Source organism: Mameliella sp. AT18 (genome assembly GCF_028807275.1).
Lineage (GTDB): Bacteria > Pseudomonadota > Alphaproteobacteria > Rhodobacterales > Rhodobacteraceae > Antarctobacter > Antarctobacter albus.
The window spans coordinates 1-19,574 of the sequence record NZ_JARAMO010000057.1; the positions used below are offsets into that span (position 1 = coordinate 1).

The following is a 19,574-nucleotide window of genomic DNA, read 5'->3' on the forward strand; positions in this document are numbered from 1 at the left end:
CCCGGGCTTCTTCTTGGCAAAAATACCCCCGCCCCGCCGGGTCAGGCGAGGCTCCGCCGGGCAGGGGCGTTCACTCCCCCCACACCCCGAGCCCGCAGGCCAAAGGCCGCAGGGCGAGACACCCTGTGCGCCCGCAGGGCGTGCCTCTGGATCAGTCCTTGGCCAGCATCCGGCCCAGCGGGCGGCCGGCCAGGATGTGAACGTGCAGATGCGGCACTTCCTGTACGCCGTCGCGGCCCGCGTTGGAAATCACCCGGTAGCCTCCGGCCTCCAGTCCCTCCATCCGGCAGACCTCGCCGATCACCCGGTTGAAGTCCAGGATCTCGGCGTCCGATGCCTCTTGCGCGAAATGGTCGTAGCAGACGTAGGCGCCCTTGGGGATCACCAGCACATGCACCGGCGCCTGCGGGTAGATGTCGCGAAAGGCCAGCGTGTGCTCTGTCTCCAGCACGGTCTTGTTGGGAATCTCGCCGGTCAGGATCTTGGCGAAAATGTTTTTCGGATCGTAGGTATAGGCCATGCCGCGCGTCCTGTTGCTGCTGGGGCTGTGTCTGGTAGATGTCCGGCCCCGGTTTCCGGGGCGCGGACCTTGACCTTGGCATAGCCGCTGCGGCTGGGAACGCCACCGCTTTCTTGGCACGCGGGCGGCTCAATCCGCGAAAAGTTGATCCAGCGCCACGATCTCCTGCGCGACACTTGCAGGCACCGAAAGGAAGCCGGCCAGGGCCTGGGCATGGGCCTCTCGCGGGTCGATCTCGCGCAGGCGCAGGTGATTGTCGAACTTGGCGTCGCGGATGCGGTCGCTTTCGTGCAGCAGGTCGTTGCGCACGGTGGGCAACAGCCGCGCCAGCGTCTCGGGCGGGGTGCGTTCCCCGGCCAGCCCCGAGCGCATGGCATGGCCAGCCAGGTAATCGTCCGAGAAGTGGCACTCGATCTCCAGCATGCGGGTCTGCGCCCGGTCGCGACCGAAATCCTCCAGCAGGTCCAGGTTGGCCGGGTCCATGCAGATCACCAGCCGGTCGGTCTCGTAATAGTCGTACAGCATCCGCATCAGGGCCCGGCGGTGGCGGTGGCGCTTGGACATGGTGGACTGGATGCCGCCGAGGTCCGGCAAGGGGCAGCTGTCTTCGTTGAACAGGTACTCGATGCAGGGAATGTTCGTCATCTGCCGGATACGGTCGGTCAGCCGCTTGGCGACGTGCCATTTCTTGCAGATCACGATCAGCAGTTCGCGTTCGCGCCCCAGGCTGCTTTCGGTTTCCCAGAAACGGGGCGCGAACCGACGTCCCGTCCGGCCCCGTTCGGTCAGGAAGCGATACAGCGACCGCCCCTCGTTCGAGACCTGGAACCGCGCCGTTTCGGCGGCATAGAGCACGCCCAGACGGCGGCGCAGTTCTGTCGCCTCGGGGCTGATCTTGCGCGCGAACAGGTAGTCCTGGCTCAGCAGCAGGTCATAGTGATCGTTGTAGAAATTCACCGGCATCCCGTAGTCGGTGAACAGCAGGAAGGTCAGGGTGCGGCTCTCGATCTCCTGCTCTGGCACGAGATGGCGCACGAGTGTCTGAAAAAAAAGTCTCGTCCGGGATCCAGGTGCTGGCGAAAAAGCGCACCACGTCGCGGCGCGTCTTCACGAAATCAAGGATCCATTCGATCGTGCGGCGGCGCAGGCACCACCACTGGCTGCCGATCATGACCTCGATGTCGTCCGGGATCTTTCGCGTCAGGCCCAATCGCTTCTGCGCCTCGAACATCGCGTAGAACCGGCGTTTCTGAGTGCGTTCGTTGAACCAGTGGCGGTAGATCAGGCGCTCTTCCTTCCAGCCGGTCTTGATCCAGTCCGACTGGAAGTAATCAAAGCTCTCGATGTAGTCGCATTCGCGGCGGTCCAGAAAGGCATGTGCGTATTCGGCGGACTTGATCGCCAAGCAATCGCCCGAGACCATGTAGAAATGCGTCGCACGCGGAAAGGCGTCCACCGCCGCTTCGACCGCGTTCAGCGTGGCGCGCACCAGGCTCCATTCCCCCCAGCCGCATTTGATCCGCCGGGCGAAGGCCACGTTGGGGTTGTCCTTGAGCGCGGTCTTGATGCGGGCAAAGTCCTGCGCCCCGGCGCGGGCATCGAAATGGATGGAAATGTAATCGCCCACAGCGGTCAGGCTCTGCGCCTGCTTGATGATGGCGTCAGGATCCTTGTGACACAAAAGGATGAAGGCAATTTTCGCCATCCAGAGAACCAATCGCCCCAATTTCGCCCGATTGTTTATGTTGATAGAGGTGAATTTCTGTTGAATAAACCTGCTTTGCGCGGATTTTCCGCAGCCGACCGCCACCGCAGGCGACAAAGGGACAAGACTGATGGGGTTTCCCGGCACCTGGATGACCGAGAGCGAAAGCGTCCTGTACCGCGTCGTGCCCAAGTGCGCCTGCTCGACGATCGGGCAGATCCTCTACTATTCGGACCACGGCACATTCTTCGACGGTGACATCCACGACGCCAAGCAGGGTCTGCACAAATGGGCGCAGGACCACAGCCAGCCGATCATCAGTGCCAACGTGAAGACGCGCAATTCCTACGCTTTCACCTGCGTGCGGAACCCCTATACCCGCGTCCTGTCCAGCTTTTTCGACAAAATCTGCGGCATCCAGCGCAACGGCAAGCGCTATCGCGGCAACATGGTCCCGCTGTTGATGCAGAAATACGGGGTCGAGGTGGGCGACCCGGAAAACGGGTTCGATTTCGACCAGGTGCGCAGTTTCCGCCGTTTCCTGCTGTTCGCGCGCGACACGATCCGCTGGCGCCGCCCGATGGAACCGGACATTCACTGGTCGGCCATGTCAGGCCATGTCGGCACCTTCATCGTGAACGGCGGGCGCTATGACCGCATCATCTGGACGGAAAAGTTCAACGAGGGGATGCAGGACGTGCTGGACCATATCCGGACGCCCCACACGGTCGACCTGACCGCGATCCCCCGATTCAACGAATCCGAAGGCCACGGTCCGAAACGTGCGCATCCGGTCGAGGACTACTTCGACGATCTGTCGATGCACCTGGTCAAGGAGATCTATGGCCGGGACTTCGACCTGTTCAAATACGATTTCGACAACCCGGGCAACAAGATGCCCATCGGCGAAATCGACCTGGACGAGGTGCACGCCAAGCTGGGCGACTGAGCGCCCGGCCCGGCAGAGCGGTTCAGGTTTCCAATGCCTTGATCATGTCGACGCGGGTGCCGTGGCGGCCGCCCTCGAATTCCGTTTCGAGGAAGGCGTCGACGATCTCAAGCGCCAGCCCTTCACCCACGACGCGGGCGCCCAGCGACAGGATCTGCGCGTCATTGTGGGCACGGATCATGCGGGCGGAAAACGGATCGGCGCAGACGCCGCAGCGGATGCCCGGCACCTTGTTCGCGGCCATCATGATGCCCTGCCCGGTCCCGCACAGGATGATGCCCAGGGCGCAGTCGCCCGAGGCCACCTTGCGCGCCGCGGCGGCACCATGTTCGGGATAGTGGGTGCTTTCGGGCGTTGTCGGGCCGATGTCCACCGCCTCCCAGCCCTTCGCCTCGATGTGCCGGGCGATGGCCTGCCGCAGGTCGATGGCGGCGTGGTCGCTGGAAAGGACGATGCGTTTGGTGTCAGTCATGGCGTCTGTGTTCCGTTTCCGGGGAATATCCAGGGTTCGCGGCTGCCTCTAGCATGGCCCTCGCCCGCTGTCCCGCCGAAAGACGCCGGTCTCAGCCCAGTTCCTCGGACGGAATGATCGGAAAGAACTGACCAGAGGACCAGACCCCGAACCAGCCGTCGTGATGCGCGCCCAGGTCCACCAGCCGGTAAAAGCTCTTGCGGTCGATCAGCGCCTCGAGGTTGGCCCGGACCAGGACGTAGGGCGATGGCTCGCCCGTCTCGGGATCGCGTTCCACCCGGATCGGGTGATCCGGACCGGCGGCGGCATGATCGCCCACATGGGTTTCGAAGGTCAGGACCTGCGACTCGCCTTCACCCTCCGCCTCGAAATCGACGGCCACGAAAGGCGCGTCATCGACGGTGATCCCCACTTTCTCGACCGGAGTGACCAGAAAATAATCATCCCCATCCTTGCGCAGGATCGAGGAAAACAGGCGCACCAGCTCGAATCTGCCGATGGGCGTGCCAAGGTAGAACCAGGTCCCGTCCCGCGCGATACGCATGTCGAGATCGCCGCAAAAGGGCGGATTCCACTTGTGCACGGGCGGCAGGCCCTTGCCTTTTCGGGCCTCTCTGGCCGAGGCGGCAAGGCCGTCGGCAGACGGGGTCACGAGATTTTGTCCGCTCATAGTTTTTGCCATTCCCTTCCCAGTCGATACATACTTACCCAAAGAGATAGTATGCAATGGAGAGATGACATGTCCGATCACGCAGGCGCGGCCGAGGATCTGGTCGCCGAGATCGAGGCGCTCGAAGACAAGCTGGCCGAGGCCAAGCGGTCGATCACGGCGCGCTTCATCGGGCAGGAACGGGTCGTCGACCTGACCCTGTCGTCGCTCCTGTGCGGGGGGCATGCGCTGCTGATCGGCCTGCCGGGCCTTGGCAAGACCCGGCTGGTGGAAACCCTGTCGACGGTCATGGGGCTCAATGGCAACCGCGTGCAGTTCACGCCCGACCTGATGCCCGCCGACATCCTCGGCTCCGAAGTGCTGGAGACCGGCGCCAACGGCGAGCGGACCTTCAAGTTCATCGAAGGCCCCATCTTCTGCCAGCTGCTGATGGCCGACGAGATCAACCGCGCCTCACCCCGGACGCAGTCGGCGCTGTTGCAGGCGATGCAGGAAAAGCAGGTGACGGTCGCCGGACAGACGCGCTCGCTCGAGGCACCGTTCCACGTTCTCGCCACCCAGAACCCGATCGAACAGGAAGGCACCTATCCGCTGCCCGAGGCGCAGCTTGACCGGTTCCTTGTCCAGATCGACGTGGCCTACCCGGATCGCGGCACGGAAAAGGACATCCTGCTGGCGACAACCGGCACCGAAGAGGCGCAGTCGCACCAGGTCTTCACGGGCGAGGAGCTGATCGCCGCACAGACACTTCTGCGCCGGATGCCCGTGGGCGATGCGGTGGTCGAGATGATCCTGGACCTCGTGCGCGCCTTCCGCCCCTCCGATCCCTCCTCGCCCGAGCGGGTCAGGGACATCGTCGCCTGGGGCCCCGGCCCGCGTGCCGCGCAGGCGCTGATGCTGACGGTGCGCGCCCGTGCCCTGCTGCAGGGCCGCCTGGCGCCTTCGCCCGAGGATGTGCTGGACATGGCCAAGCCGGTTCTGGTGCACCGCATGGCGCTGACCTTTTCGGCGCGTGCGCGCGGTGAGGACCTTGGCGCGTTGATCGACGAAGTCGCTGCAGGGTTGCGCCGGACCGAGGCCGCGGCGTGACAGCCACAGTCGCCCATCTGCGCACCCGCGCCCAGGAAGAGGCCGGGCGTTTCCCGGCCCTGCTGGCGCGCGCCGAACATCTTGCCGGCACCGTCCTGCTGGGCGACCACGGCCGGCGGCGCGCCGGGCTTGGCGATGATTTCTGGCAATATCGCACGCTGCAACCCGGGGACAGCTATCGGTCCATCGACTGGCGCCGGTCGGCACGCGGGGACGAGCAATTCGTGCGCGAGCGCGAATGGCAGATCGCGCAAAGCGTGCAGGTCTGGGTCGATCCCGGCGCCTCGATGCGCTTTTCCAGCCACAAGAACCTACCGACCAAGGCGGATCGCGCACGGCTGGTCGCTCTGGCCGCCTCTATCCTGCTGATCCGGGGCGGTGAACGCGTCGGCCTGACCGGCTGGCGCCTGCCGCCACGCCGGGGCGACATGCAGACCCTGCGCCTGGCCGAGATGTTTTCCGAGGACGGCGAGGACGACTACGCCGAACCAGAGGCACGCGGCATGCTGCCGAATGCCAAGGCGCTGTTCGTGTCGGATTTCCTGGGCGACGTCGAACCGGTCGAAGCGGCGCTGACCAAGGCCGCGGACCGCGGCGTCCGCGGTGTCCTGTTGCAGGTGCTGGACCCGACGGAAGAGGCCTTTCCCTTTGACGGCCGCACGATCTTTGAAAGCATGAACCAGACCATGCGGCATGAAACGCTCAAGGCCGGCGATCTGCGCGAGACCTATCTGCAGCGGCTGGCCGAGCGCAAGGCGCGGCTGGACGCGATCTGTCGGCTGACCGGCTGGCAGCACTTTACCCATCACACGGACCAGACTGCGCAATCGGCCCTTCTCTGGGTCTATCGCGCGCTGGACGGGAGCCACGGATGACGCTTTTCGGCCTGATCGGTTTCACGACGCCCTGGCTCTTGCTGGGGCTGCTTGCCCTGCCCATCCTCTGGATCATCCTGCGGGCGGTGCCGCCTGCGCCGATCCGGCGGATGTTCCCGGGTGTTGTCCTGCTCCTGGGTCTCAAGGATGAGGAACAGGTGACGGACCGCACGCCCTGGTGGCTGTTGCTGCTGCGGATGCTGGCGGTGGCGGCGGTGATCGTGGGACTGTCCGGGCCGGTGCTGAACCCCGACAATGACACCGAGGCAGCGGGCGACGGGCCCTTGCTGGTGGTGATGGATGCCAGCTGGGCCTCTGCCGCCGACTGGCGCGGGCGGATGATCGCGCTGGATGGCTTGCTGGCCGAGGCGGGGCGCGATGCGCGGCCCGTGGCGGTGATGCGTCTGACCGATCCCGAACAGGTCCAATTCCTCAGCGCCGACGTGCTGCGCACGCGGCTGTCCGGCATCCTGCCCGAACCCTGGCAGCCCAGCGGTGACAACATCGCCCGCGCCATCGAACTGCTGCCCGAGGACGGCTTCGACACCTACTGGATGTCCGATGCCCTGGCCCGCGAAGGCCGCGAGGATCTGCTGGCCACGCTGGAAGCGCGCGGCCGCGTGACCGTCTTCGAGGCGCCCCGCACGCTGTATGCGCTGGAACCCGCGCAAATCTCCGAGGGCAACCTTCTGATCACCGCACGCCGCCTGCGCGAAGGCGCCGAGGCCGAGGTGGTGCTGGCGGGGCATGGCAAGGACCCGGCGGGCAACCCCGCCGTGCTGACCCGCAACACGCTGACCTTCGAGGCCGGGATGATGGAATCGATCACCGAGATCGCCCTGCCCGCCGAGTTGCGCGCCCGCATCGAACGGTTCGAGATCGAGGACGCCCGCAGCGCCGGGGCCGTCACCCTGCCGGACGACAGCCTGCGCCGCCGCGAGGTCGCCCTGATCGCGGGCGCGACCGACCGCGAGGGGCTGGAGCTGCTGTCGCCGCTGCACTACCTGGAAAAGGCGCTGGAGCCGACCGCCGACCTGCTGGACGGCGCCCTGCTGGACATCCTGCCCGCCAACCCGGACGTCATCATCCTGGCCGACGTGGCCACCCTGTCGCCCGCCGAGGAAGAAGCCGTGCTGGAGTGGCTGGAGAAGGGCGGGATGCTGCTGCGCTTTGCCGGGCCAAAGCTTGCGGCCTCGGACATCAGCCGCGACCTTGAAGATCCCCTGATGCCCGTGCGCCTGCGCGCCGGGGGCCGTACCGTGGGCGGCGCGATGAGCTGGGGCGAACCCAAGGCGCTGGCGCCCTTCACCGAGGAAAGCCCGTTTTTCGGCTTGGAGATCCCCGACGACGTGACCGTGAACAGCCAGGTCATGGCGCAGCCAGATCCGACGCTGGCGGCGCGCGTGGTCGCGCAGCTGTCCGATGGCACGCCGCTGGTGACGCGCAAATCCGTGGGACAGGGCCAGGTGGTGCTGTTCCATGTCACCGCCAATGCCGAATGGTCATCGCTGCCGCTCTCCGGCCTCTTCGTGCAGATGCTGGAACGGCTGGCCGTCTCTTCTGCCGCTGCCCAGCCCGAGATCGAGGACATGGAGGGCACCGTCTGGCAGCCGATCCGCGTCCTGGATGCCTTTGGCCGCCCGCGCGAGGCCAGCACACTGCCCGGCGTCGATGGCCCGGACCTGGTCGCGGCGCCCCTGGGGCCGGACCTGCGCCCCGGCGTCTACCAGGGCGAGGATCGCAGCCTGGCGCGAAACGTGGTCACCACCGATATGGAGCTGACTCCGATGGTCTGGCCCGAGCGCATCCCGGTCGAGGGCATCGTTCAGCCGCAGGAGAAACCGCTGGCGGGCTGGCTGCTGGCCGCCGCCATCGCGCTGCTGCTGGCGGATGTGATCGCCTCTCTGGCACTTTCGGGGCGGCTGCGGGGCGCGGTATCCGCCGGGATCGTGCTGGGCGCGCTGATGCTCGCTCCGCAGCACGGGCAGGCCCAGACGGCAGAGGATCGCGCGGCCATCGCCGCCGCAACGGAAGTCGTTCTGGCCTATGTCCTGACCGGCGACAGCCGCATCGACGACCTGTCAGAGGCCGGGCTGCGCGGATTGTCCGACACGCTGTACTTTCGCACCTCGGTCGAACCGAACCCGCCGGTGGGCGTCGACCTGGAGTCCGACGAACTGGCCTTTTACCCGATGCTCTACTGGCCGATCACCGCCGATCAGCCGACCCCCTCGCGTGAGGCCTATGCCAAGCTGAACACCTACCTGCGCACCGGTGGCATGATCGTCTTTGACACCCGCGACGCGGATATCGCCGGCTTCGGCGCCGCGACTCCGCAGGGCCGCAAGCTGCAGCAACTGGCCGCGCCACTGGACATCCCGCCACTGGAGCCGGTGCCCGAGGACCACGTCCTGACCCGCACGTTCTACCTGCTGCAGGACTTCCCCGGCCGGTACGCCGGCCGCGAGGTCTGGGTCGAGGCCGCTCCACCGGACGCGGAACTGATCGAGGGCATGCCCTTTCGCGACCTCAACGACAACGTGACCCCGGTGGTCATCGGCGGCAACGACTGGGCCGCCGCCTGGGCGATGGATGGCAACGGCAATCCGCTGGTGCCCATCGGCAGCGGCTTTACCGGGGAACGCCAGCGCGAGATCGCATATCGGTTCGGCGTGAACCTCGTGATGCACGTCCTGACCGGCAACTACAAATCCGACCAGGTCCATGTCCCCGCCCTGCTGGACCGCCTGGGCCAATAAGCGAGAGCAGAGATGAACGGACAGATTGTATTCGACCCGCTGCTCCCCTGGGCGGCGATTGCCATACTGGCGGCGCTGGCGCTGCTGGGCACGGGCCTTGCGCTCTGGCGCGGGTTGTCGGGCTGGGCACTCCGGTTCCTGGCGGGCGTGGTGCTGGTGGGTGCGCTGGCACAGCCCTCGTACCAGATCGAGGACCGCGCGCCCCTGTCAGATATCGTGCTGATGCTGGTGGACGAGACCGCCTCGCAGCAGCTGGCAGAGCGTGCCGACGTCACCACCGAGGCCGCCGCGCGGCTGGAAGCACAGCTGGACGCGCGCCCCAATACCGAGGTGCGCCGCATTCCCGTTCCAGATGGCGAAGGTGACGCCGGCACGCTGTTAATGACGGCCCTGTCCAATGCGCTGGCCGAGGAACCGCGCGGGCGCATCGCCGGTATCCTGCTGCTATCGGATGGCCGCCTGCATGACCTTGAACGCGCGCCTGACCTGCCCGCGCCCATGCACCTGCTGATGACCGGCAAGGAAGACGACTGGGACCGCCGCCTGGTCGTGCGCAACGCGCCGTCCTTTGCCATCCTGGGCGAGGAGGTCGAACTGACCTTGCGGATCGAGGACAACGGCGCCGCGCCCGGCGACACCCGCACCGATATCCTGATCTCGGTCGACGGCGACGAGGCGGACCGCTTTACCGTGCCCATCGGCGAGGACCTGACCCTGCCGATCACCCTGCCCCACGGCGGGTTGAACGTGATCGAGTTCACAGTGCCCGAGGCGGATGGAGAGCTGACCGACCGCAACAACAAGGCGCTGATCCAGATCAACGGCGTGCGCGACCGGCTGCGCGTGCTGCTGGTTTCGGGCGAACCGCACGCGGGCGGGCGCACCTGGCGTAACCTGCTGAAATCTGACTCCTCCGTCGACCTGGTGCATTTCACCATCCTTCGGCCGCCGGAAAAACAGGATGGCGTGCCGGTCAACGAACTGTCGCTGATCGCCTTCCCGACACGAGAGCTGTTCCTCGACAAGATCGACGATTTCGACCTGATCATCTTCGACCGCTACAAGAGGCGCGGCATCCTGCCCGCCATCTACCTCGACAACGTGCGCAACTACGTCGAAAAGGGCGGCGCCGTGCTGGTCGCCGCGGGGCCGGATTTCGCCTCGGCGGATTCGATCTACCGCTCGCCGCTGGCGGACATCCTGCCGGCGGAACCGACCGCGCGGGTGGTCGACCAGGGCTACAAGCCCGCCGTGACCGACCTTGGCCAGCGTCACCCGGTGACATCGGGCCTGTCCGGCGCGGATGACTGGGGCCGCTGGCTGCGCCAGATCGAGGTGCAGCCGATCAAGGGCGACGTGGTCATGTCCGGCGTGGACGACCGCCCCCTGCTGGTGCTGGACCGCGTGGGCGAGGGGCGCGTGGCGCTGCTGGCCTCGGACCAGGCCTGGCTGTGGAGCCGGGGCTACGAGGGCGGCGGGCCGCAACTGGACCTGCTGCGGCGGCTGGCGCACTGGATGATGAAGGAACCCGAACTGGAGGAAGAGGCGCTCTGGGCCGAACCTGCCGGGCAAAGCATGCGCATCGTGCGCCGCACCCTTAACGAGTTCGTGGGCGACGTGACCGTGACAACGCCCGATGGCGACGAGGTGCAGGTGCCGCTGGAAGAGGTCAGCCCGGGCCGTTACGAGGCGATCTACGACGGGCCTCAGATCGGTCTTTACCGGCTGGAGGAAAACGCGCTGTCGGCGGTGGTGGGGCTTGGCCCCTCGGCGCCACGCGAGTTTGTCCAGACCATCGCATCCGGCACGGCGCTGGCGCCGATCATCGACGAGATGCGCGGCGGCATCATGCGGCTGGAAGAGGGGTTGCCTTCGATCCGCGAGGTGCGTGCCGGGCGGCCTGCCGCCGGACGCGGCTGGATCGGGCTGACCCCGCGCGAGGCCTACGAGACGCTGGATGTCCGCCAAACCCCGTTGGCGCCGGAGTGGCTGGTTCTGCTGCTGGCTGCCGGGCTGATCGTCGGCGCCTGGATGCGCGAAGGGCGGAGCTGAGACCGCTGGCAGGGCGGCGGGGTGACCCCCGCCCTACGGCAGCGAAAAGGGCACGGCTTCGGCAGACCAGCCGTCCACCGAACATTTCGCCCGGATCATGACTCGGGCCGCACCCTCGGGGAGAACGATACCGGACTGCGAGCGCGTAAAGGGCTGTTCGTTCACATGCGGATGCAACAACTCCCGGGTCCCCAGAACCCTGCCGTCCGGCAGTTCCACGCGCCAGCCGTCGGCATAATGATCCCAGCCGGTGTCCGGGTGCGAGAGCGTGACGGAAAACCGCCAGTTGTCGCCGCTGCGCCCAGCTTCGACGCGGTCAATCTGCGGCGGGTCGGCAAGCGCGGGGGCGGCGAAGAAAAGGAAGGCTGCGAGGTGTCTCATGCGTTCAGCCTAACAGCCCTGCACCGCCCTGTGGATCACGAAGCGCGGAGGGCGATCCCGGATCGGGGCCGGAGCCTGGTCACTCCATCTTGTCGCTGTTTTCCAGCAGGACCTCGCGCGAGCCGGAGGCGAACTCGCGCCGCAGGATGACCGCAAGCGTGATCAGCGTGGCCAGGATCAGGGCCGCCGCCCCGATCAGCCAGGCCGCCGAGGCTATCCCGAAATAGACCGAGCGCAGCCCGCGATTGTAGCTGCGCGCGCCGGTGACATTGATTTCCCCCGCCTTGCGGGCGCGTGGATAGGCCGCCGGATGATCGGCCTCGTTCGGGACCGCCGCCATGAGGATCGAGGCATAGCCAAACAGCCGGTGTGACCAGACGAATTTCAGAAAGGCATTGGCGGCAAAGAACATCATCAGCATCAGCTTGATTTCCAGCACCACCACCGGATCGACCGAGGGCGCCAGGTCCTGCGCCACCCCGCGCAGCCGGTCGGCATTGCCGATCAGGGCGAACCCGCCACCGATGGCGATCATGCTTGCCGAGGCGAAAAACGCCGTGCCCTGACGCAGGCTGCCGACGATCTGCGAATCGAAGATGCGCGGATCGCGGGTGACAAAGACCTCCATCCAGGCCCGGCGATAGCCTGCCATCAGGACAGAGGTGGAGGGCCGCCCCCGTGGCGGATGCTCGATGAACCAGGTCGCGCCGGCCCAGGCCAGGACCAGCAGCGCCAGCGCGCCAGCATCCCAGAGGGTGAACCCGGCGCGCAACGTCTCCCAGGTCATCAGAAGGGCTGCGCCACGACGACCCAGAGGATCGCGATGGTGCCGATCACGCTGACCTCGTTGAAGATACGCAGGTACATGTCGCTTTCGGTGAAGATGCCCCGCTGTGCCCGACGCACCAGCCGCCCGGTCCAGAGGTAATGCGCCGCCAGTAGAACGACCAGCGTGGCCTTGAGATGCAGCCAGGCGGGCCAGCCCAACCAGATCCCGTACCAGACGCCGGTGATGATGGCGATCACGCCCAGGCCAAAGGAAAATCGGTAGAGCCGAAAGGTCAGATCGCCCAGCGGCCCGTTTTCGCCCAGCAGCGCGTGCTCACGCTTCCAGTAGATGATCGCGCGCGGCACGGCAAAGATGGAGGTCATCCAGCCCATGACGCAAAGTAGATGAATGATCTTGACCCAACTCATGCGCGCACCTGACCCTGTAGCCGGAAAAATGGCAAGATGCCGCGCCGCCGCAACGCGATTCCAGGTGGCGCGCAGGGGTTTTTGGTTATATCTTCTTACCAATTGCCCCGATGCCGCTGTGCCCGAGGAGACCCGAAATGCAGATGCCAGAGCCGAACCCCGTCATCCTGGCCAAGAAGGCGCGGATCGTCGAGCGGTTGCGCAGCGTATTGCCCGCCGACGCGGTGATCGAGGACGAGATGGAGACGCGCGCCTATGAATGCGACGCGCTGACCGCCTATCGCTGTCCGCCGCTGGCCGCTGTGCTCCCCTCCTCGACCGAAGAGGTCGCCGCCGTGCTGAAGATCTGCCACGAGGAAGGCGTGCCCGTGGTGCCGCGGGGTTCGGGCACCTCGCTGGCGGGGGGCGCGCTGCCGACGGCGGATTCGGTGATCCTGGGCGTGGCGCGGATGAACGAGGTGCTGGAGGTGGATTACGCCGACCGCATCATCCGCGTGCAGACCGGGCGCACCAACCTGAGCGTGACCGGCGCGGTGGAGGAAGAGGATTTCTTTTACGCCCCCGACCCCTCGTCGCAGTTGGCCTGCGCGATTGCCGGGAATATCGCCATGAACTCGGGCGGGGCGCATTGCCTGAAATACGGCGTGACGACAAACAACCTGCTGGGCGTGACCCTGGTGCAAATGGACGGCACGGTGGTCGAGATCGGCGGGGCGCATCTGGATGCGGGCGGGCTGGACCTGCTGGGGCTGATCTGCGGCAGCGAGGGGCAACTTGGCGTCGTGACCGAGGCGACGCTGCGCATCCTGCGCAAGCCCGAGGGCGCGCGGCCGGTGCTGATGGGATTCGACTCGAACGAAGTGGCGGGCGAATGCGTCAGTGACATCATCAAGGCGGGCGTCCTGCCCGTGGCGATCGAGTTCATGGACCGCCCCTGTATCCGTGCGACCGAGGATTTCGCCAAGGCGGGCTACCCTGACTGCGAGGCCCTGCTGATCGTCGAGGTCGAGGGCAGCGCGGCAGAGATCGACGAGCAGCTTGGCCTGATCCTGCAGATCGCCCGGCGCCACAACCCGGTGGAACTGCGCGAGGCGCAGAGCGCCGACGAGGCTGCCCGGATCTGGCTGGGTCGGAAATCCGCCTTTGGCGCAATGGGCAACATCAACGACTACATGTGCCTGGACGGCACGATTCCGGTCAATGAACTGCCCTACGTCCTGCGCCGCATCGGCGAGATGTCCAGGGAATTCGGCCTGGACGTCGCCAACGTGTTTCATGCCGGCGACGGCAACATGCACCCGCTGATCCTGTTCAACGCCAATGAACCGGGGCAACTGGAAACCTGCGAGGCCTTCGGGGCGGAGATCCTGAAGCTCTGCGTCGAGGTGGGCGGCTGCCTGACCGGCGAACATGGCGTGGGCATCGAGAAGCGCGACCTGATGGTGGACCAGTACGATCCGGTCGACCTGGAAGCGCAGATGGCGGTCAAGGACGTCTTTGACCCGGCCTGGCTGTTGAACCCGGCCAAGGTCTTTCCGCTGACCGCGTCGGAAAGACGGCGGAGCGTCGCGCTGGCGGCGGAGTGAGGGAGTGGGGCCAGCCCCACACCCCGGAGTATTTTTACCAAGAAGAAGCCAGGAGCGTGGCGCATGAAACCAGAGAGCGAAGCAGACCTGGCCGAGGTGATCGGAAGCGCCAGCGACCCCTTTCACATTCGCGGCGGCGGAACGCGGGCCGTGGGCGTGACCAGCGCGGCGGCGGTTCTGGAGACGGGTGGCCTGTCGGGTGTCTCGCTTTACGAGCCGGGCGCGCTGACGCTGGTTGCGCGCGCAGGCACGCCGCTGGCCGAGATCGAAGGCGCGCTGGCGGCGGAGGGACAGCGCCTGGCCTTTGAGCCGATGGATCATCGCGGGCTGCTGGGGACGTCCGGCGAGCCGACGATTGGCGGCGTGGTGGCGGCCAATGTCAGCGGACCGCGCCGGGTGCAGGCGGGTGCGGCGCGGGATTTCCTGCTGGGTGTGCGATTCGTCGATGGCGCCGGGCAGGTGGTCAAGAACGGCGGCCGGGTGATGAAGAATGTCACCGGCTATGACCTGGTCAAATTGATGTGCGGCAGCTGGGGCACCCTTGGAGTGCTGACCGAGGTCAGCCTCAAGGTACTGCCGGTGCCGGAAACCGCCGCCTGCCTTATGATCGACGGGCTGGACGAGGCAGGCGCGCAGGAGGTGATGAGCCGGGCACTGACCTCGCCTTACGAGGTGACGGGCGCGGCCCATGCGCCGGGCGGGCCGGGCGAACAGCCTTTGACCCTGTTGCGGTTGGAGGGATTTGCCGGGTCGGTCGCCTATCGCACCGGGCGGTTGCAGGAGATGCTCACGGAGTTTTCCGTGCGGGTCGAGACGGACCCGGAGCGGGTTGCCGAGCTCTGGCGCTGGGTGCGGGACGTGGAGATCATGCAGGGCACCGGCGGCGATGTCTGGAAGTTCTCCGTCCGGCCCAGCGAGGCGCCGGGGCTGGTGGCCGGGTTGCGCGCGGCGCATCCGGTCGAACGCGTGCTGTACGACTGGGGTGGCGGGTTGATCTGGGTGGAAAGCGCACCCGGCACCGACCTGCGGCCCAAGGGACTTCAAGGGCATGCGACGCTGATCCGCGCCTCGGAACAGACGCGGCTGGAGCTGCCGGTGTTCCAGCCGGAACCGACCGCCGTGGCGGCGCTGAGCGCGGGCATCCGTGCCCGGTTCGATCCGCGCGGCATGCTGAACCCGGGGATCATGGCCTGATGGCCAATCCGGCCCTGGTCCTCTTTGTCATGGGCTTTGTCGCGGCGCCCTTGCTGGGCGCGGTGCTGTTTCAACTGCCCAACACCCTGGGCCCGCTGATCGGGCTGGCGCTGGCGGTCTTCCTGGCCTCGGCACTGGCGCTGTACCTGCAGGAAAGGTCGGCCCTGGCCTCGCTGGCCGCGCTCTGGACCGGCTGGGTGCTGACGGTGGTCATGGTGGCGCAGGCCCTGAGGCGACGGCTGCCCGGTGCGGCGAACAGCCGATGGACGAAACGCGGCGCGCTGCTGGCCTGCGCGCTCCCTTGGTTTGGCCTTGCCCTGGCCCAGATGATGGACTGACATGCAGACGAATTTCACCGAAGAGCAACTGAAGGACGCGGGCACCGCGCGCGCCAACCAGATCCTGCGCAGCTGCGTGCATTGCGGGTTCTGCACCGCGACTTGTCCCACCTACCAGGTTCTGGGCGACGAGTTGGACAGCCCGCGTGGCCGCATCTACCTGATCAAGGACATGCTGGAAAACGAGCGTGTACCGGACAAGAAGACCGTCAAGCACATCGACCGCTGCCTGTCCTGTCTGGCCTGCATGACGACCTGCCCGTCGGGTGTGCACTACATGCACCTGGTCGACCACGCGCGCGATTATATCGAGAAACACTATGACCGGCCCTGGCACGACAAGGCGCTGCGCTGGCTGCTGGCGCGCATCCTGCCCTACCCGGGCCGGTTCCGGCTGGCGCTGCTGGCGGCGAAGATCGGCAAGCCCCTGCGCGGGATGGTGCCTGACGCGCGGCTGCGCGCCATGCTGGACATGGCGCCCGACAGGATCCCGCCAGTCAGCCGCAACGATGATCCGCAGAGTTTCGCGCCCAAGGCGGAAAGGCGGATGCGCGTGGCGCTGATGACCGGCTGCGCCCAGAAGGCGCTGAACACGGACATTAACGATGCCACAATCCGCCTGCTGACGCGGCTGGGCTGCGAGGTGGTAGTGGCGAAAGGTGCCGGCTGTTGCGGGGCGTTGACGCATCACATGGGCAAGACCCGCGAAAGCCACGCGACGGCGGCGAAGAACATCCGCGCCTGGACGGACGAGATGGACGGAGAGGGTCTGGACGCCATCGTCATCAACACCTCTGGCTGCGGCACAACGGTCAAGGATTACGGCCACATGTTCGCGCAGGATGCGCTGGCCGATGACGCGGCGCGGGTGGCGGGGATCGCCCTGGACATCAGCGAGCTGCTGGCCCGGCTGGAAATCCCCGAGGGTGAGACAAAGGGCCTGCGGGTGGCCTATCACGCCGCCTGTTCCCTGCAGCATGGACAAAAGGTCAAGACAGCGCCCAAGGACCTGCTGAAACGCGCGGGTTTCGAGGTGGTGGAACCGGCCGACAGCCACCTGTGCTGTGGCAGCGCGGGCACCTACAACCTGATGCAGCCCGAAATCTCGGCCAAGCTGAAAGACCGCAAGGTGCGCACGCTGGAGGTCAAGAAGCCGGAGGTCATCGCCGCCGGGAACATCGGCTGCATGATGCAGATCGGCAGCGGCACCGAAGTACCCGTGGTGCATACTGTCGAACTGCTGGACTGGGCGACCGGGGGGCCGAAACCGCGATCGTTGACCTGACAAGAACAGTCTATAATTGCGGCGTCTTTGCCTCAATTTTGCCCAGATGCCGTGCAAATTTATGTCCAAAAGTATAGGACGGTTCAGTGCGGCTCTTTTTGGTTTTCTCTCTCTGGCTGCTGGGCACCTCTGCGGGGGCCCAGGGTCTTTTCAGCATGGAAACGGCCGAGGACGGCCGCGGATGGGAGGCGGTCGGACGGATCGAGATCGCCGGCAGCGCTTTTTGCACAGGTGCGTTGATTGCGCCCCGGCTGGTGCTGACGGCGGCGCATTGCCTTTATGATCCCGATACCGGCAACCGCGTCTCGGTCGAGGATATGCAGTTCCTGGCCGGATGGCGCAACGGGCGCGCGGCGGCCTACCGACTGGTGCGCAAGGCGGTGCCGCATCCGGATTTCGTCTATGGCGCACAGGCCAGCACGGACCGTGTTCGCCACGACCTTGCGCTGATCGAGTTGCAGCACCCGATCCGCAACACCACGATCACGCCCTTTGCCGTCGGCCCCGGCCCGTCCAAGGGCGAAGAGGTGGGCGTCGTTTCCTATGCCCGCGACCGGTCCGAGGCGCCGTCCTTGCAGGAAACCTGCGAGGTTCTGGCGCGGCAGGACGGGATGCTGGTGCTCTCCTGCGTGGTGGATTTCGGCGCCTCCGGTTCTCCGGTCTTCCGGTTGCAGGACGGGGTGGCGCAGATCGTTTCCGTGGTCTCGTCCAAGGCACAGGCCAACGGCAAACCCGTGGCCCTGGCCAGCGGGCTGGGCGCGCCGCTGGACGCGCTGAAGAGCGCGCTGGCCGCCAACCGCGACCCCGGCGCGGGGCTGGACCGTCTGGCAGCCGGAGACCGGCGCGAAACTGGGGCGCGGTTCGTCCGGCCCTGAGGGTCTTGAAACCGCTCCGAACGCTCCCCAATTTCAATGTCACCGGGACGCCTATGACAGGGTTCCGGTGCTTTCGACGCCTGTCCCATGAGGGAAGGCGCACCACAGACAGGTATCGCTCAAACGGAGGATTCCATGCGACATTTCGATTTTGCCCCGCTCTACCGTGCCACTGTCGGGTTCGACCAGATTGCCGACCTGATGGACCGCGTTCTGGCCAGCGACACCGCGCAGCCGGGCTATCCCCCCTACAACATCGAAAAGACCGCCGATGACGCCTACCGCATCTCGATTGCCGTGGCCGGTTTCGCCGACGAGGACCTGTCGGTCGAGGTGAAGGAACAGGCGCTGGTGGTCTCGGCCCGCAAGGCCGACAACGATGAAGGCAAGTCCTACCTGCATCGCGGCATCGCGACCCGTGCCTTTGAACGCCGGTTCCACCTGGCCGATCACGTCCGGGTCCAGGGTGCGACGCATGAAAACGGCATGCTGCACATCGACCTGAAGCGCGAAATTCCCGAGGCCCTGAAACCGCGGCGCATTGCAATCGCCCGGCCGGACGCCCAAATGGTAGAGAAGGACGTCGTTGACGCAGAAGCCGTCAACTGATCCCAAGACCCTCGTGTGAGTAGTGCGCGCCCCGGACAATTCGTCCGGGGCGTTTTTTCTGCGGGATCACTGCGCTATTGACAAGCGGGCCGCCATCGCCATGCATTCTTGCATGGATTGGCGCTCTGTCACCTTCGACTGGAACCGCGCACGGGCCTTTCTCGTCACCGCCGAGGAGGGCTCGCTTTCTGCTGCCGCACGGGCGCTGGGGATGACCCAGCCGACGCTGGGCCGGCAGGTGACGGCGCTGGAGGAAGAGCTGGGGCTGGTGCTGTTCGAACGGGTCGGGCGCGGCCTTGTGCTGACCCAGGCAGGCACGCAGCTGATGGGCCACGTCCGCGCGATGGGCGAGGCGGCGGTCGGCGTGTCGCTGGCCGCCTCTGGCCAGGCGCAGGCGGCTTCGGGTCATGTGGCCGTCACCGCGTCAGAGGTCTATTCCAGTTGGCTGATGCCGCGCATCGCGCGGCGGTTGCGCGACGTGGCGCCGGGGATCACGCTGGAGGTTGTCGCCTCGAACGAGATCCGCGACCTGCGCCGCCGCGAGGCCGATATCGCCATCCGCAACGCCCGCCCCGAGGAGCCGGACCTGATCGCCAAGCGGGTGGGCGAGGACGAGGGCACGTTCTACGGTTCCATCGACTACCTGGAGCGGCTGGGCCCGATCACCGATCCCGCCGACCTCGCCCGCGCGGAGTTCATCGGCTTTGCCGACAACACCCAGTTCATGGAAGCGCTGCAGAAACGCGGCATCCCGGTGACACCGGCACAGTTCCCGGTCCTGACCTCTTCGCACACGGTGCATTGGGAAATGGCCCGCATGGGCGTGGGGCTGGGCACCGTCCCCTGCGGGTTGGGCGACGCCGCGCCGGAGATGCGTCGCGTCCTGCCTGACGTGACCTTTCGCTTTCCGATCTGGCTGGTCGCGCACCGCGAGTTGCGGACCAGCCCGCGCGTGCGCATCGTCTGGGACCTGCTGGCAGAGGCCCTGCCGGAGTTGCTGTCCCATCCGGAGTGAGGG

At 66.4% G+C, this 19,574-nt stretch carries 18 protein-coding genes and 1 pseudogene; 12 read left to right on the forward strand and 7 right to left on the reverse strand.

The genetic code is table 11. The annotated features are described in order from the left end of the window. Positions 1–151 precede the first annotated feature (151 nt). Together PVW46_RS07205 and PVW46_RS07210 are read right to left on the reverse strand one after the other, a co-directional pair. On the reverse strand, positions 152–520 hold the full coding sequence (locus tag PVW46_RS07205) for a histidine triad nucleotide-binding protein (RefSeq protein WP_069210506.1): 369 nt from the start codon (positions 518–520) through the stop codon (positions 152–154). 129 nt (positions 521–649) lie between these two features. Continuing rightward, positions 650–2,225: pseudogene (locus tag PVW46_RS07210) on the reverse strand (DUF5928 domain-containing protein). Between the two features lie 130 nt (positions 2,226–2,355). Between PVW46_RS07210 and PVW46_RS07215 the strand changes: the two are divergent. Further along, positions 2,356–3,174, forward strand: coding sequence for a sulfotransferase family protein (locus tag PVW46_RS07215; RefSeq protein WP_069210504.1), 819 nt, complete (start codon positions 2,356–2,358; stop codon positions 3,172–3,174). A 22-nt stretch (positions 3,175–3,196) separates the two neighbouring features. Here PVW46_RS07215 and rpiB read toward each other — a convergent pair whose 3' ends face one another. Together rpiB and PVW46_RS07225 are read right to left on the reverse strand one after the other, a co-directional pair. After that, complete coding sequence (gene rpiB / locus PVW46_RS07220; protein ID WP_088714636.1) at positions 3,197–3,646, reverse strand: ribose 5-phosphate isomerase B; 450 nt, start codon at positions 3,644–3,646, stop codon at positions 3,197–3,199. A 91-nt stretch (positions 3,647–3,737) separates the two neighbouring features. Then, entirely contained in the window at positions 3,738–4,316 is a 579-nt protein-coding gene (locus PVW46_RS07225; protein WP_069210502.1) for a DUF1285 domain-containing protein, read from the reverse strand. A gap of 69 nt (positions 4,317–4,385) precedes the next feature. On the opposite strand from PVW46_RS07225, the gene PVW46_RS07230 reads away from it, so the two are divergent. From PVW46_RS07230 to PVW46_RS07245, 4 genes are read left to right on the forward strand one after another with little or no spacing between them, the layout of a single operon-like run. After that, positions 4,386–5,405, forward strand: a complete 1,020-nt coding sequence (locus PVW46_RS07230) for an AAA family ATPase (RefSeq protein WP_069210501.1) — start codon at positions 4,386–4,388, stop codon at positions 5,403–5,405. Then, a complete protein-coding gene (locus PVW46_RS07235; RefSeq protein WP_069210500.1) occupies positions 5,402–6,280 on the forward strand; it encodes a DUF58 domain-containing protein in 879 nt (292 codons plus the stop codon). Before PVW46_RS07230 ends, PVW46_RS07235 begins: the two co-directional genes overlap by 4 nt. Continuing rightward, positions 6,277–9,039: a DUF4159 domain-containing protein gene (locus PVW46_RS07240; RefSeq protein WP_069210499.1), complete on the forward strand. Its 2,763-nt coding sequence runs from the start codon at positions 6,277–6,279 to the stop codon at positions 9,037–9,039. The genes PVW46_RS07235 and PVW46_RS07240 overlap by 4 nt, the downstream gene beginning before the upstream one ends. A gap of 12 nt (positions 9,040–9,051) precedes the next feature. Then, complete coding sequence (locus PVW46_RS07245) at positions 9,052–11,091, forward strand: glutamine amidotransferase (RefSeq protein ID WP_069210498.1); 2,040 nt, start codon at positions 9,052–9,054, stop codon at positions 11,089–11,091. Between the two features lie 33 nt (positions 11,092–11,124). Here the strand turns inward: PVW46_RS07245 and PVW46_RS07250 are convergent, their stop codons facing one another. The 3 genes from PVW46_RS07250 to PVW46_RS07260 all read right to left on the reverse strand — a co-directional run bounded on the left by PVW46_RS07250 (position 11,125) and on the right by PVW46_RS07260 (position 12,669). Beyond that, positions 11,125–11,472 (reverse strand): hypothetical protein, encoded by a 348-nt coding sequence (locus PVW46_RS07250; protein WP_069210497.1) that lies wholly within the window; start codon positions 11,470–11,472, stop codon positions 11,125–11,127. A gap of 79 nt (positions 11,473–11,551) precedes the next feature. Continuing rightward, positions 11,552–12,259: a DUF599 domain-containing protein gene (locus PVW46_RS07255; protein WP_069210496.1), complete on the reverse strand. Its 708-nt coding sequence runs from the start codon at positions 12,257–12,259 to the stop codon at positions 11,552–11,554. Beyond that, positions 12,259–12,669, reverse strand: a complete 411-nt coding sequence (locus tag PVW46_RS07260; RefSeq protein WP_069210495.1) for a CopD family protein — start codon at positions 12,667–12,669, stop codon at positions 12,259–12,261. Before PVW46_RS07260 ends, PVW46_RS07255 begins: the two co-directional genes overlap by 1 nt. 137 nt (positions 12,670–12,806) lie before the next feature. Between PVW46_RS07260 and PVW46_RS07265 the strand changes: the two genes are divergently transcribed. The 7 genes from PVW46_RS07265 (at position 12,807) to PVW46_RS07295 (ending at position 19,571) form a co-directional block, all read left to right on the forward strand. After that, complete coding sequence (locus PVW46_RS07265; protein WP_069210494.1) at positions 12,807–14,255, forward strand: FAD-linked oxidase C-terminal domain-containing protein; 1,449 nt, start codon at positions 12,807–12,809, stop codon at positions 14,253–14,255. A gap of 63 nt (positions 14,256–14,318) precedes the next feature. Further along, on the forward strand, positions 14,319–15,449 hold the full coding sequence (locus PVW46_RS07270) for an FAD-binding protein (RefSeq protein WP_069210493.1): 1,131 nt from the start codon (positions 14,319–14,321) through the stop codon (positions 15,447–15,449). Then, on the forward strand, positions 15,449–15,787 hold the full coding sequence (locus PVW46_RS07275; RefSeq protein WP_069210492.1) for a hypothetical protein: 339 nt from the start codon (positions 15,449–15,451) through the stop codon (positions 15,785–15,787). Before PVW46_RS07270 ends, PVW46_RS07275 begins: the two co-directional genes overlap by 1 nt. Before the next feature lies 1 nt (position 15,788). Continuing rightward, a complete protein-coding gene (glcF, locus tag PVW46_RS07280) occupies positions 15,789–17,072 on the forward strand; it encodes a glycolate oxidase subunit GlcF (protein WP_069210491.1) in 1,284 nt (427 codons plus the stop codon). Positions 17,073–17,158: 86 nt separating this feature from the next. Beyond that, complete coding sequence (locus PVW46_RS07285; protein ID WP_379862583.1) at positions 17,159–17,947, forward strand: trypsin-like serine peptidase; 789 nt, start codon at positions 17,159–17,161, stop codon at positions 17,945–17,947. Between the two features lie 135 nt (positions 17,948–18,082). Beyond that, on the forward strand, positions 18,083–18,556 hold the full coding sequence (locus PVW46_RS07290) for an Hsp20 family protein (protein WP_043140388.1): 474 nt from the start codon (positions 18,083–18,085) through the stop codon (positions 18,554–18,556). A gap of 112 nt (positions 18,557–18,668) precedes the next feature. Continuing rightward, a complete protein-coding gene (locus PVW46_RS07295; protein WP_172431223.1) occupies positions 18,669–19,571 on the forward strand; it encodes a LysR family transcriptional regulator in 903 nt (300 codons plus the stop codon). The last annotated feature ends 3 nt before the right edge of the window (positions 19,572–19,574 follow it).